Here is a 12962-nt window from a genome sequence, read left to right as displayed (position 1 = left end):
GCACCGGACCGCCACAAACAGCGCGAAGCAGTTACAACCCGGTGAGCGCGGGTATGGCGCACACAAACCTGAGCTACCGCCAGGACCGGTCCGCTTCGTCCGCCACTCTTCGTCTCCGAGGTGACCATGCATATCCGATCCGGCACAGACACGGCCGGGACGAGTGAACACGACCGCATCGCACACCCGTGGGGAACGCGAACTCCGTACGGCCCCGGCCAAGCGTGGCCGGAGCGCGTGGATATGTTCCTGGCCGAAGGTGTGCGCGAGGACATGGTGGAACGCTGGGTGCCGACCGCCTCGGTGCTGCACTCCAACGGCGACGCCATGGATATCGCCGTGCACGAGGGACGCATCGTGGGAGTGCGCGGCCGCGCCGGGGATCGGGTCAACCGCGGTCGGCTGGGACCGAAGGACCTCTTCGGCTGGCAGGCCAACAATTCACCCGACCGGCTGACGGCCCCGCTGGTGCGCCGGCGCGGCAAACTGGTCGAAACCGATTGGGACACAGCCATGTCGATGGTGGCCGAGCGGACCCGCGAACTGCTGGGCGAGCGCGGGCCGGGTTCGATCGGCTTCTACACCACCGGGCAATTGTTCCTGGAGGAGTACTACGCGCTGACCGTCCTCGCCCGGGGCGGCATCGGCACCAATCATCTCGACGGCAACACCCGGCTGTGCACCGCCACCGCCGGTGAGGCGTTGAAGGAATCCTTCGGATCCGACGGGCAGCCCGGCAGTTACGCCGACGTCGACCACGCCGACGTGATCGCGCTCTACGGCCACAACGTCGCCGAAACCCAGACCGTGCTGTGGGCGCGCATGCTCGATCGCCTGCGCGGCCCGAATCCGCCCGCCCTCGTCTGCGTCGATCCGCGCACCACGCAGGTGGCGCGCGCGGCCACCGTCCATCTGGCGCCGCGCCCGGGCACCAATGTGATGGTGATGAACGCGCTGTTGCACGAGCTGATCCGCAACGACTGGATCGACCGCGACTACATCGACGCGCATACGGTCGGATTCGACGAACTGCGCAAACAGGTCGCCGACTGTACGCCCGAACGCGCGGCACAGGTCTGCGATGTGCCGGAGGCCGATCTGCGGGCCGCGGCGCGGATCATCGGCACGGGCGAGCGGGTGCTGTCGACCGTGTTGCAGGGCTTCTACCAATCCCATCAGGCCACCGCGGCCGCGGTGCAGGTCAACAACATTCACCTGATTCGCGGCATGCTCGGCCGGCCCGGCTGCGGCGTCCTGCAAATGAACGGCCAGCCCACCGCGCAGAACACCCGGGAATGCGGGGCCGACGGCGATCTGCCGGGTTTTCGCAACTGGGCCAACGATTCTCACGTCGAAGAACTGGCCCGGCTGTGGAATGTCGACCCGCAACGCATACCGCACTTCAGCGCGCCGACGCATCTCATGCAGATCCTGCGCTTCGTCGAGGACGGGTCGATCCGCTTCCTCTACGTCAACGGCACCAATCCTGCGGTGTCGCTGCCCGAACTCGCGCGCGTTCGCGCCCTGCTGTCGCAGCGGCGGCTGTTTCTCGTCGTGCAGGACATCTTCCTTTCCGAGACAGCGCACTTGGCGGACGTGGTGCTGCCCGCGGCGACCTGGGGTGAGAAGACCGGAACCTTCACCAATGCCGACCGCACCGTGCACCTGTCGGAGAAGGCGGTCGAGCCGCCCGGGGGCGCCCGGCCCGATCTGGACATCTTCCTCGATTACGCCCGCCGCCTGGATCTGCGCGACGCCGACGGCGCACCGCTGCTGCCGTGGCGGACCCCGGAGGAGGTGTTCGAGCAGTGGAAGCGGTGCAGCGCGGGGCGCCTGTGCGACTACTCGGCCATGACCTACGCGAAACTTCGCGCGCGGGGTGGCATTCAGTGGCCGTGCACCGAGGAGCATCCGGAGGGCACCGAGCGGCTGTACGCCGACGCGAAATTCCGTGCGGCGCCGCAGGATTGCGAGACCTACGGTCGCGACCTGATCACCGGTGCTCCGCTGGAACCGACGGAGTATCGCGCGCTGAACCCGGAGGGCCGCGCCGTGATCAAGGCGGCGCAGTACCTGCCGCGGCACGAGACGCCGAGCGAGGACTATCCGTACGCGCTGATCACCGGACGCACGCTCTACCACTTCCACACCCGCACCAAAACCGGCCGCGTACCGCAGCTGCAGGCCGCCGCGCCGCAGGTGTGGGTGGAGATGGCGGCCGAGGACGCCCGGCGGGAGGGGTGGGACGACGGCGACCTGCTGCGCGTCCGCACCGCGCGCGGGCAGGTGACGGCCCGGCTGCGCACCGGCGCCATCCGCTCCGGCGTGGTCTTCCTCCCGTTCCACTACGGCTATTGGGATACCGCGGCCGGGGATCGCCCCGCCGGTAAGGACGGCACCGCCGCCAACGAACTCACCCCCACCGAATGGGATCCGGTCTCGAAACAACCGCTGTTCAAATCCGGCGCCGCCGCAGTGGAACTCGTCCGGCCCGCCCGGCGATCCGAACGCGTCACCACACCGGCGGTCGAACTGGAGCGGAGTGCGCGATGAACGACCTGGACGCCATGCTCGCCGAGATACACCGCAGCGAGACCCATCTGGGAAAGCTGCTGATCCGCACCGCCGACCGGCACCGCACTGATCACGAGGTTCATCACGTGTGCCGGGACCTGCTGGTCTGGACCGACGACCATCGCCGCAAACTGGCCGCCGTCGGGGAAGACCGCGGTCTGCATCTGGACCCTTCGCCGGTGACGGCTTCCGGATCGGTGGAATCGGTCCGGCGGGCTCTCGGCACCCTGGTGGGGCGACGCCATGCGCCCGCCCTGCTGTTGCTGCACGATCTGCGCGAGATTCACAGCCACGCCGCGGTGGTGTCGGTGAACTGGGAAATCCTGGCTCGAGCGGCGCAGGCGGCGCGAGACGGCGAACTGCTGGATCTGGCCTCCGACTGCCATCCGGAGACCTTGCGCCAGATGCGCTGGGCCAATGCGAAGATCAAGGAGACCGCGCCGCAGGCCGTCGCGACGCCGTGAATACCGCTGCCCACGGCGGGTATGCGCCCGCTATGACCGCCTCGACAGAGCAGTTGCTCCACACGCTCACCAAGGTGGTGAACGCGCTGCTGGCCCACGAGATCGACTTCGCGGTTGGCGGCGGCTGTGCGGTGTACGCGCGCGGTGGCCCCGCGAGCGACCACGATGTCGACATCTACGTCAAACCCGTCGACGCGGCCCGCGCCCGCGACATCCTGACCGCATCCGGGCTGCACGCCGTCGACCCGCCCGAAGACTGGCTGACCAAGGTGTACGACGGAAATACGCTGGTGGACTTGATCTTCCGGCCCAACTACCGCAACGTCGACGACGATCTGCTGGGCCGGGCGACCTGGATGCGGATCGGTCCGGCGGCGGCTCCGGTGCTCAGTGGCACCGATCTGATGGTGGACAAATTGATGGTCCTCGACCCGCACCGGCTCGACTTCACGCGGTTGCTGGCGATCGCCCGGGATCTGCGGGAACAGGTCGACTGGCGGCGCGCGCGGGAAGAAACCGCGGTGTCGCCGTACGCGCGGGCGTTTCTGGCGCTGATCGAGGATCTCGGAATCGGAGGTGAGGTCATGGCTCAGGACTCGGGCGACGAGGTGTTGCCGCAATATCTGGTCGCGAATCTGCGGCGGGCTTTCGCGGAGGATCCGCGCACCGCCGAACTCGGCGTGCAGGTGACCATCCGCGGCGCCGTGGTGGTGCTGTGCGGGGAGGTCGGCAGCGAACAGCAGCGCAGCGATCTGGAGGACATCGTGCGCGAGCACGCGCCGAAACTGCGCATTCACAACGATATTCGGGTTACCCCCACGCACGCGCCCACCGTCGATCACGAACGGCTGAGCTGATGACGGGCGCCGAACGGACGACGGACGGGGTGGTGCGCATCGCGGCGGTGGCCGATATCCACCTCGGCGCGGAATCGCAGGGGACCCTGCGCCCGGCATTGGAACGACTGCCCGAGGAGGCCGACGTCCTGCTGGTCGGCGGCGACCTCACCCGGCACGGCACTCTCGACGAGGCGCGGGTGGTCGCGAGCGAACTGGAGGACCCCGGTGTGCCCGTGATCGCGGTGCTCGGCAATCACGATCACCATTCCGATCGGCAGAACGACATCACGGCCCTGCTGTGCGATCACGGGATCCGGGTCCTGGAAGGGACCTCCACCACGGTGACCGTGGGGCCGCACTCGCTGGGCGTGGCGGGCACGAAGGGGTTCGGTGGCGGCTTCGCCGGAAAGTGCGCGAGCGTTTTCGGTGAGCGGATCATGCGCGAATTCGCCTCCTATACCGTCGATCTCGCCGACGCGCTGCACGTCGCACTGTGCCGGCTGGACACCGATGTGAAGGTCGCGCTCACCCACTATTCGCCCTGCGGGGACACCCTGCACGGCGAGCCGCCCGAAATCTATCCGTTCCTGGGCTCGTACCTGCTCGGTGAGGCGATCGACACCTGCGGCGGCGCCGATCTTGCGATCCACGGGCACGCGCACGCCGGATACGAGCGCGGCACCACACCGGGCGGGGTCCGGGTGCGCAATGTCGCCCAGCCGGTGATCCGCGCGGCGTACACGGTCTACGACCTGGCGGTACCGGAGTCGGCGGCGACGTCCGGCGTGCCGGCCGAGTCGGCCGAGGCCGCTCGGACTCCGGCCTGACGAGCAATTGCCGGTGCTATCCGGGCGGGGAAGTGCCGCCGAACTTCTGGCAATTCCCTGCGGGCTGCGGAATCATTTGTGGAGAATACCCATCGGCGGTGCGGGCAACCCCCGCCCGAGCGGCAGGAATTCCGTTCCCGCCGATGCGGGGAAGGATTGTCCGGGTGGTCGCGAGGCGAATTCGCGCGGCCGCCCGGCCTGGGGAGGTGCAGGCGGGCCCGCACCGGCACCGGCCGCGACACACCCCGGAGCCCAGCGGGAACAGCCGGTGCCGCGCCGGGTTGCGCAGTACCGCTGAGCTCGCCGGACCGCACCTGATGAAGAGCGGCGAGCGGTCCGGCGCACGTACGAAATCGCGTACATTCATCCGTGCAAATGTGCTTGCATCCGTAAATGTGTTCGCAAAACACCTAATAATGCGCGCGGTTGCGTATTGTTGTTGTTCTGGCTAATGTGTCCCGCATCCCGGTGGCGTACATGTGACGTTTTCATCCGCAGGCGATGTGTCGCTGCCTGTGTCCACATGTGATCGGGTGTGAGCGTGTACTGCGGGGAGGAATGCGGTAGATGTCGGACAAGGGGGAACAAAGATTGGTATTCGATGACAATACATTCTGCATCGGTGAATATTCGAGGATATCGGGGCAGGGATATCGCGACCGGTGCCGGTAGACCCGCGCTGCTGTTCAGCGCGGTCACGACCGCCATGCGGATGCGCCCGTACGCGACGGTGTCGAGCACGCACGACAGCCGGACCTTCGGCGACCTGCTCGCCGAGGCCTCGGACAAGGCCGCGCGGTTCGATACGGTGTTGCGCCGTCCACGTGCGAGAGTCCTTGTGGCGCTCGGGAATTCGCCCGGTTACATCTCGACGATGCTGTCCCTGCTCGCCCGCGGCGACATTCCGGTTCTCGCCAATCCGGCACTGCCGCTCACCGCGATGCGGGAGTTGATCGAGGAGTGCGGAATCGACGCCGTCGTCGCCTCCGGGCAGGCCGGCGGGATCCGGCTCGACGAACGATCCTGGGCGCAGCGTACCGATTTCGACGGCGACCGCCCGGCCCTGCACCGCGACACCGAACTGTGCCGCGTCGCCTCCGCGCCGTCGCGACGGCTGGTCTGTCTCGAATACTCCGCGACCGCGGTCCTCAACGCGGCCACCGCCTGGGTCGGTGCGAGCAAACTGCGCGAATCCGATCGGACGCTGTGTTTCGCGAGTCTGTTCGGGCGATTCGGATTCCACACCGCCACCGTCGCCAACCTCGTCGCCGGCGCCGATCTGGTTTTGCCCGCCGGAACCCATGCGCCGGGCAACATCCATCGTCACCTGGCCGCGGAATCGCCGACCGTACTGGTGGCCGAACCCGCCGTCTATCAGGCGATGGTGCAGGGCACCCGGGAGGATCTGTCGGTCGATGTCGCGGCGGCACTGCGCCGGATCCGGTTGCGGCTGTCCCCGCATTCGGTCGCATCCTCGGTGGCGGCCCGGGTGCGGGCCGTGTCGGGGCCGATCACCATCTGCTACGGCCTCGACGAAACCGGCCCGGTCGCATACGGTTTCGACGCCGCCGACGGGGAGTCCGGCGTCCATCTGCTGTCCGGAGTCCGCATGGAGACCCGCTCCACCGACGGCGAACAGTACGCGCACGTGCACACCAAATCCCTGGCGACGACCTACCTCAACGACCCCGTCGAATTCGAACGCTGCCTCACCGGCGACGGCAGCTATCTCAGTCGCAGCCTGGCCGGCCTGCCCGCATCGGTCGTCGACGCCGGCTGACCGGCGGCGCCACCGTCGCGCGCGCAGTGTAGTTCATCGGTGCGCGCGTGGAAGGCGAAGTGGCGCTGAGTGTTTGCGGCGTGCTAAGAGAGTGGACGTGTTGTGGTCTGCGCATGTTCATCTCCACCCTCGTGTGTCGGTACCGGCGCCCCCTCGCGGGAACCGGCGTTTCGCGTGGTGACCGGAGATATCGCGCGCGCCCGGATCGCCGCGCCGGCACGGCCGGCCCGCTCGGCCTCGGACACGGCCGATATCGCGCCGCGGACGACCACCGCCTACCGCGGCGACCTGGACGGGTTGCGCGGAGTGGCGATCGCGCTGGTGGTGGTGTTCCACATCTGGTTCGGCCGGGTGTCGGGCGGCGTGGACGTCTTCCTGGTGCTGTCGGGATTCTTCTTCACCGGACTGCTGGTGCGCCGCGCCGAACGGGGAGCCGTCGGCATCGGATTCACCCTGCGCCGGACCGGGCGGCGGCTACTGCCGGCGATGGTCGTCGTTCTGGCCGCCGTCGTCGCCGCGACCGTGTACACGCGGCCCTACACACAGTGGTCGGATCTGGCGGGACAGACCCTGGCCTCGCTGTTCTACTACCAGAACTGGCGACTCGCGACGAGCTGGTCGGATTATCTGGCCGCCGATCCGTCGGTGAGCCCGCTGCAGCATCTGTGGTCGATGGCCGTGCAGGGGCAGTTCTATGTGCTGGCCCTGGTCGTGGTGGCGGCGGTCGCCACCGTGCTGCGCCGCACCGGCCGCACCGCACTGCTGCGCCCCGTCCTGGCTGCTGTGATCGCACCCGCGGCCGTCGCGTCGCTGCTGTACGCGACCCACGGGGCGGCAACTCATCAGGGCTGGAACTACTACGACAGCGGCGCGCGGCTGTGGGAACTGCTCGCCGGGGCGGCGCTGGCACTGGCCGGACCGGCCCTGCTGCTGCCGTGGATGCTGCGGGCGGTGACGGCGCTCGCAGGCGTGCTGGGCGTGCTGGCGTGCGGCTGGCTGATCGTCGACGGCGCCAACCGCTATCCCGGTCCCGCGGCGCTGGTTCCGGTCCTGGCCGCGGTGGCGGTGATCGTCTCCGGCACCAACGTCGCCGCGGCACAGATGCCGTGGCCCAATCGAATTCTCGCCGCACGGGTGGCGCGATGGCTCGGCGAGGTCGCCTATCCGCTGTATCTGTGGCACTGGCCGATCCTCATCTTCTACCTGGCCGAATCGGGTCGTCCGCACGCCGGGCTGCGCGACGGCGCGCTGGTGGTCGCGGTGTCGCTGCTGCTGGCCTGGGCGACGAACCGGCTGATCGAACAGCCGTTGCGGGTGAGTGCGCGCGGTGTGCCGGCGGCGATCGCCTCGCGGCTGTATCGGCGCGGCGCGGGCGCGGTGGTGTGTGCGGTGGCCGTCGTCGTGGTCGCGGCCACGGGTGCGTGGCAGTTCGGCGTGGTGCGGATGCATCCGGCGCAACCGATGCGGCTGCTGGATCCAGTGCTGTATCCGGGTGCGGAGGCGCTGGCGGCGGGGGCGCCGACACCTCAGGCCCCCATGCGGCCCACCGTCCTGCAGGCTCCGGGGGAACTACCACCACCCACCCTCGATGGTTGCATCGCCGACTGGGACACCCGCGAGGTGGTCACGTGCACCTACGGCGACGCGAGCGCCACCCGCACACTGGCGGTGGTGGGTAGTTCCCATGCCGAACATTGGGTTCCGGCGCTCCAGGAGCTCGCCGCGCAGCATTCGTTCCGCATCCGGGTGTATCTGAAGATGGGCTGCCCCCTCACCCTGGCCGACGACGCCACCTACAAGGGGGAACCGATTCCCGACTGCCGCGACTGGTCGCGGGCGGTCCTGGACCGCCTGGCCGCCGACCGGCCGGAGTGGGTGTTCACCACCGGCAGCCGGCCCCGCGCCGGAACCGGGGACGAAACACCGCCCGACTACGTGGACGTATGGTCGGCGCTGGCCGAGCGCGGCCTCGACACCACCACCATTCGCGATTCACCGTGGTTGCGCCACAACGAGATTCGCTACACGGCGGCCGACTGTCTGGCCGGCGGCGGCGACCCGGTCAGCTGCGGCATGCGCCGCAGCGATGCGCTCGACCCGGTCGATCCGCAGCTCGAACCGGCCTCGCGTTATCCGAACATCTTCCCGATCGATCTCAGCGATGCGTTCTGCGATGCGTCCGTCTGCCCCGTGGTCGCCGGCAATATCCTGATCTACCACGACGAACACCATCTGACCTCGAGCTATTCGCGCTCGCTGTCCGGCGTGCTCGGCCGCCGATTGCGGCCGTTGCTGCACTGGTGGTAGTGCTGCGTGTCACGTGGGGCGACACGGCGGCTCGATTGCCAGTACCGTATCCACGAGTGGCTCGAGCAGGAGGTGCCCGCACGTGGTGGGCGTTGGACAGGGTGGGGCGCGCCGGTGGGTCATGGCCGGGGTACTCGCGGTCGTCGTCGCGGCGATCGGTTTCGGTTCCGTGGAACCGGCGGCACCGGATGGGCATGCCGGTCCGGCGGTGCCCGGTCTGATCACTCCACCGGCCGAAGCCGGTGTGCCGATCCGAATCGCGTACGGCCGCGAGGCCGATACCTTCGGTGACCTGTATCTGCCCGCCGGTGGGCCGTTGTCCGGATCGTCCGGCCGTTGTCCGGTGGTCGTGTCGATCCACGGCGGCGGCTGGGCGCAGTACCGCGACCTGACCCAGTTCTCCACGCAGGCCCGGCAACTCGCCGAGTCCGGTGTCGCGGTGTGGAATATCGAGTATCGGCGGGTCAACGGGGCCGGCGGCTGGCCGGTGACGCTGACCGACGTCGACGACGCCGTCGCAGCCCTGGCCACGGTTGTCCAGCAGCGCGCCGGCGGACGGCTCGATCTGGACAACGTCCATCTTGCCGGTCATTCGGCGGGCGGGCAGCTGGCGGCGTGGGTCGCGGGCCGCGGGACCGACGGAGCGGCCGTCTCGCGCGGGCTGCACATTCGCAGTGTGACGTTGATGGCGGCCGTATTGGATCTCGACTACGCGGTAGCCCACGGCAACGACGGTTTCGCGCGCAAACTGCTGGGCGGTCTGCCCGACGAGGTGCCCGACCGCTACCGGTACGCCTCGCCGATCGTCAATCTCCCCAGGGGCGTGCACATCACGGCCGTGCACGGCGACGCCGACCGGGTGGTGCCGGTCGAACAGAGCCGCCGTTACGCCGAGGCCGCCCGCCGCGCCGGCGACCCCACCGACCTGCACATCCTGCCCGGCGTCGGGCACGCCGAATTCACCGATCCCGGATCGGCGGCGTGGTCGGTGGCACGGGTGGCGATTCTCGCGAGCATCGCGGAATCGGCGTAGCCGGGCACTGTCCCTGCCCCTGCCCCTGCCCCTGCCCCTGTCGCCGCCACGCGCAGTGCGTCGCGGCGGTTCGGCGGTGCGTTCCGGTGCAGCACTCGGCCGCTGTCGCGTATCGACAGATCCCGCACCTAGCGTGCGGGATCGAGCGAGTCGAGTTCGGTGCGCAGCCGCTCGACCTCGGCGGCGATCTCGTCGCGCAGTTCTTCGCGTTCGGTCAGGCTCAGCCGCAGACTCTCGATGGTCTCGTTCATCGCCGCGAGGCGCCGGTCCGCGCCCTCGAGATGCCATTCGAGCACCGAACGCCGGTCGACGTCGGTACTGGCCGAACCCACCCACTCGACCAGATAGTCCAGCCACTGCGGTTGCTTCGGCATCGGCTCGTCGTCGTCCCAGCCGCGGCGCAGCGCGGGCTTGGGGGAGAGCACGCGCTCCCTGTCGCCGCCGTCGGCGGTGGGGGTGTGCAACTGAATGAGGCTCAGCTTGCCCGCGCTGGTCACCACCGCGGTCACCCGGTATCGCCCGGCGAGATGCATTCTGAGTTCGGCGGTGCCGCGGCCGTCGGCGTCCATCGCGCCCAGCCACGGGCCGTGCGCCGCGCTGAGAATCGATTCGAGGATGCCGAGCTGACCGACGCCGCGTCGCAGCCGGGTCGCTCGCTTGCGCAACTCCTCGGTCGTGGCGGTCATCTGATCCCAGTGCATACCCACGAACATAGTGGCCCCGCCGCGCCGGTTCCCCACCTCCGGTGAGGTGGGGAACCGTCCCGATTACTCCGCTGGCGTCGCGGCCTGCGCACTTCCGCTGGAAAGCGCCTTCACCAGATCGGTGATGCCGGACGAGGAGCCGGTGCCGGTGGGGTCGGGCTCGCCCGGCGCCACCACCGGCGTCGCGGAGACGGTGGCGTCCGCCGCCGCGACACCCGCGCCGCCGCACAGCACGGCCGCCGCGGCGGCACCGATCAGGGTGAGAGTTCCGAGTTTCTTCATTCGGATGAGGTCCTATTCCGTGGATGTCGTTGTGAATGCGGCTGCCACATCGTCAAATCCACTACATCCGGGTGGATTCGGACAGCCCCGAGTGTCCGGGGCGGCAATGCCGGGGGCGGCCCGCCTCGGTGCGCAGGGCTGGACCGGGCCGGTGCTTCGCTTTCAGCGGCCGGTGCCGTGCAATGCCGTGGCGGTGCGGGAATTCGGCGTCGACGCCGGATCCGGGTAGGTGCCGAGCAGCCGGTCGGCGGTGCCGGAGCTGGTGACGGTGAACCAGTAGTGCTCGTTCTTGAAGTGATGCAGCCGGTGGTTGCGCCGGACCGCGGTATACAGGCGGGTGCGCGGCTGATAGTCGGTGTGGATCAGGTAGTGGGTCCACTCGTAGGCCAGACCCAGTGCGCCGACCACGGCGAGGAAGGTCAATCCCAGCCCGATGCGCGGAAAGGCCAGTGCCGCAATGACAACCAGCGCCGGGAAGAGCCAGAGGAAGGTCTGCCACGGGATGAAGATCAGATCCACCCGGCGTGGGTCGGCATGGTGTTCGCGATGTTTGCGCGCGAGCAGGGAATCCAGGGTGAGACGGCCGATCCGACGGGGGCGCCAATGCAGGATGCAGACGTGGATCACCCACTCCGTCACCGGGAAGAATGCCACCATCACGCCGGCGACCAGGACATCGCTGAGCTGCCAGTCGCCCACCGCGATCCGGGCGGCGAGTGCGCCCGCCGGCAGTGTGGTGATGATCCACGGCGAGGGACGGCGCACGAAGACGCCGAAGGCGTCGGGCAGCGTCGTGGTCCGGCGGTGGGAGCGGGTCTCAGCGGTCATCGTCGGCACCTTCCATCGTGCGTATTACGGTGTCGAATTGTGTTGCGGCCACCCGCAACAGCGTGTCCGCGGCGGCGCGGGCCGCGGCCGGGTCGCCGCCGAGGACGGCGGCCGTGAGCCGGCGATAGTGGTCGATGCTGCCGACCTCGGCGGCCATCACGCCCGCCAGCGCGACGATCGCGGGCTCGTAGACCTCGCGCAGTGTGTTGAACAACAGCCGGAACACGATCGATCCGGTGCCATCGACGATGTGGTCCCAGAACTTCAGCGCCTCGAGTTGCTGCGCGACCGGTTCCTGCTGTGCGGCAAGCGATTCCAGGCAGTCCCCGAGTTCGGCGTGCAGCTGCGCGCCGCCGTGCTCGGCGGCCAGGGCGGCTACCTCCCGGCCCAGGACCAGCCGCGCCTGCAGGATGCTCGCGACGACGGTGTGGTCGAACTCGCCGCCCCGCACGATGAGTCGCGGCAGTAGATCCAATCCGGCCGCGCGGCGGAAGTCGCGCACCGTGGTCGCTCCGCCCTGACGCACGTCGATGAGGCCGGTGTGCGCGAGTTTGCGCAGCGCCTCTCGCACGGTCGGCCGCGACACTCCGAGCGCCTCGGCGAGCTGCCGTTCGGCCGGCAGCGTGGCGCCGGCCGGAAGTTCTCCGTCGAGGACCTCGGTTACGAGTTGGTCGAATACCGCGTCGGGGACCGTCTGCCGGTCGATCCGCTGAAAGGCCATGCTCGGACGGTAATCCCGGCTTGGTCAGAGGTCAAGTGGTCAGACCAGTTGAATTCGTGGGAAATCGTCGCACTCCCGCTACGATCGAGCTGTTCCGATACGTGCGGTGATCCCCGAGTTTCACCCGGCGGCGGCCGTCGGGCCGGACCGGCTTTCGTACGCCGCGCAGTCGACCGAGGAGGATGTCCGTGACCACCGAGGAATCCGTGACCGAGAAGTCCGGGCCCGCCGGGCAGCCGGAGATCGCGACGGGACCGATCGTCGTCGCCGTGGACGGTTCACCGACCTCGCTGCAGGCAGTGGCATGGGCGGCCCGCGATGCGGCGCTGGGCGGATCACCGTTGCAGATCGTCCATTCGATCGCGATTCCGGCGAGCTTCGGTCCCGGCTTGGCCGCCGGTACGGCACAGCCCGATTGGCTGCGCACCGACGGTGAGCAGATCCTCACCCACGCCACCGAGGTGGCTCGCGACATCGGCGGACCGGATCTCGATATCGACGCCGAACTGGGCCTGGAGCTGATCATCGGCGACCTGCTGGTGCGGTCGGAGACCGCCGGCAAGCTGGTCGTGGGCAGGCGCGGGCGGGGGGCGTTGCAACGGG

Annotated in this window: 12 protein-coding genes; 8 read left to right on the top strand and 4 right to left on the bottom strand. The window is 69.0% G+C overall.

Annotation, left to right across the window (positions count from 1 at the left end; translation table 11 throughout):
- Positions 1-126 precede the first annotated feature (126 nt).
- From C5E41_RS28165 to C5E41_RS28135, 7 genes are all read left to right on the top strand, one after another.
- Positions 127-2553: a molybdopterin oxidoreductase family protein gene (locus C5E41_RS28165; protein WP_104378817.1), complete on the top strand. Its 2427-nt coding sequence runs from the start codon at positions 127-129 to the stop codon at positions 2551-2553.
- On the top strand, positions 2550-3038 hold the full coding sequence (locus C5E41_RS28160; RefSeq protein WP_104378759.1) for a hypothetical protein: 489 nt from the start codon (positions 2550-2552) through the stop codon (positions 3036-3038). The genes C5E41_RS28165 and C5E41_RS28160 overlap by 4 nt, the downstream gene beginning before the upstream one ends.
- A 32-nt stretch (positions 3039-3070) precedes the next feature.
- Positions 3071-3895, top strand: a complete 825-nt coding sequence (locus C5E41_RS28155; protein WP_104378758.1) for a nucleotidyltransferase family protein — start codon at positions 3071-3073, stop codon at positions 3893-3895.
- Positions 3896-3924: 29 nt separating this feature from the next.
- Positions 3925-4704: a metallophosphoesterase family protein gene (locus C5E41_RS28150; protein WP_219823274.1), complete on the top strand. Its 780-nt coding sequence runs from the start codon at positions 3925-3927 to the stop codon at positions 4702-4704.
- Positions 4705-5326: 622 nt separating this feature from the next.
- Positions 5327-6484: an AMP-binding protein gene (locus tag C5E41_RS28145; protein ID WP_181063459.1), complete on the top strand. Its 1158-nt coding sequence runs from the start codon at positions 5327-5329 to the stop codon at positions 6482-6484.
- Positions 6485-6661: 177 nt separating this feature from the next.
- The gene (locus tag C5E41_RS28140; RefSeq protein ID WP_439956552.1) at positions 6662-8791 is read left to right on the top strand and encodes an acyltransferase family protein; all 2130 of its coding nucleotides are present in this window, start codon (positions 6662-6664) and stop codon (positions 8789-8791) included.
- An 82-nt stretch (positions 8792-8873) separates the two neighbouring features.
- Positions 8874-9824, top strand: coding sequence for an alpha/beta hydrolase family protein (locus tag C5E41_RS28135; protein WP_258081313.1), 951 nt, complete (start codon positions 8874-8876; stop codon positions 9822-9824).
- Positions 9825-9952: 128 nt separating this feature from the next.
- Here the strand turns inward: C5E41_RS28135 and C5E41_RS28130 are convergent, their stop codons facing one another.
- The 4 genes from C5E41_RS28130 to C5E41_RS28115 form a co-directional block, all read right to left on the bottom strand.
- Positions 9953-10525, bottom strand: coding sequence for a hypothetical protein (locus C5E41_RS28130; protein ID WP_146097717.1), 573 nt, complete (start codon positions 10523-10525; stop codon positions 9953-9955).
- A 66-nt stretch (positions 10526-10591) separates the two neighbouring features.
- Positions 10592-10810 carry a hypothetical protein gene (locus C5E41_RS28125; RefSeq protein WP_104378753.1) on the bottom strand — a complete coding sequence of 73 codons (219 nt, stop codon included), beginning with the start codon at positions 10808-10810 and terminating at the stop codon, positions 10592-10594.
- A gap of 162 nt (positions 10811-10972) precedes the next feature.
- Entirely contained in the window at positions 10973-11638 is a 666-nt protein-coding gene (locus tag C5E41_RS28120) for a sterol desaturase family protein (protein ID WP_104378752.1), read from the bottom strand.
- Positions 11628-12359: a FadR/GntR family transcriptional regulator gene (locus C5E41_RS28115; RefSeq protein WP_104378751.1), complete on the bottom strand. Its 732-nt coding sequence runs from the start codon at positions 12357-12359 to the stop codon at positions 11628-11630. Before C5E41_RS28115 ends, C5E41_RS28120 begins: the two co-directional genes overlap by 11 nt.
- Before the next feature lie 188 nt (positions 12360-12547).
- On the opposite strand from C5E41_RS28115, the gene C5E41_RS28110 reads away from it, so the two are divergent.
- Positions 12548-12962 (top strand): universal stress protein (locus C5E41_RS28110; protein WP_181063458.1); only part of this gene is annotated, 415 nt, incomplete at its 3' end.

This window comes from Nocardia nova (assembly GCF_002933465.1).
GTDB lineage: Bacteria > Actinomycetota > Actinomycetes > Mycobacteriales > Mycobacteriaceae > Nocardia > Nocardia nova_B.
Note: the sequence above shows the minus strand (reverse complement) of the source record. Positions and strands in the feature narration are given on the sequence as shown.

Excerpts from the sequence above, each read along its gene's own strand:
- C5E41_RS28165 (WP_104378817.1), top strand. The coding sequence starts at position 127 with ATGCATATCCGATCCGGCACAGACACGGCCGGGACGAGTGAACACGAC.
- C5E41_RS28160 (WP_104378759.1), top strand. The coding sequence starts at position 2,550 with ATGAACGACCTGGACGCCATGCTCGCCGAGATACACCGCAGCGAGACC.
- C5E41_RS28155 (WP_104378758.1), top strand. The coding sequence starts at position 3,071 with ATGACCGCCTCGACAGAGCAGTTGCTCCACACGCTCACCAAGGTGGTG.
- C5E41_RS28130 (WP_146097717.1), bottom strand. The coding sequence starts at position 10,525 with ATGCACTGGGATCAGATGACCGCCACGACCGAGGAGTTGCGCAAGCGA.
- C5E41_RS28125 (WP_104378753.1), bottom strand. The coding sequence starts at position 10,810 with ATGAAGAAACTCGGAACTCTCACCCTGATCGGTGCCGCCGCGGCGGCC.
- C5E41_RS28120 (WP_104378752.1), bottom strand. The coding sequence starts at position 11,638 with ATGACCGCTGAGACCCGCTCCCACCGCCGGACCACGACGCTGCCCGAC.
- C5E41_RS28115 (WP_104378751.1), bottom strand. The coding sequence starts at position 12,359 with ATGGCCTTTCAGCGGATCGACCGGCAGACGGTCCCCGACGCGGTATTC.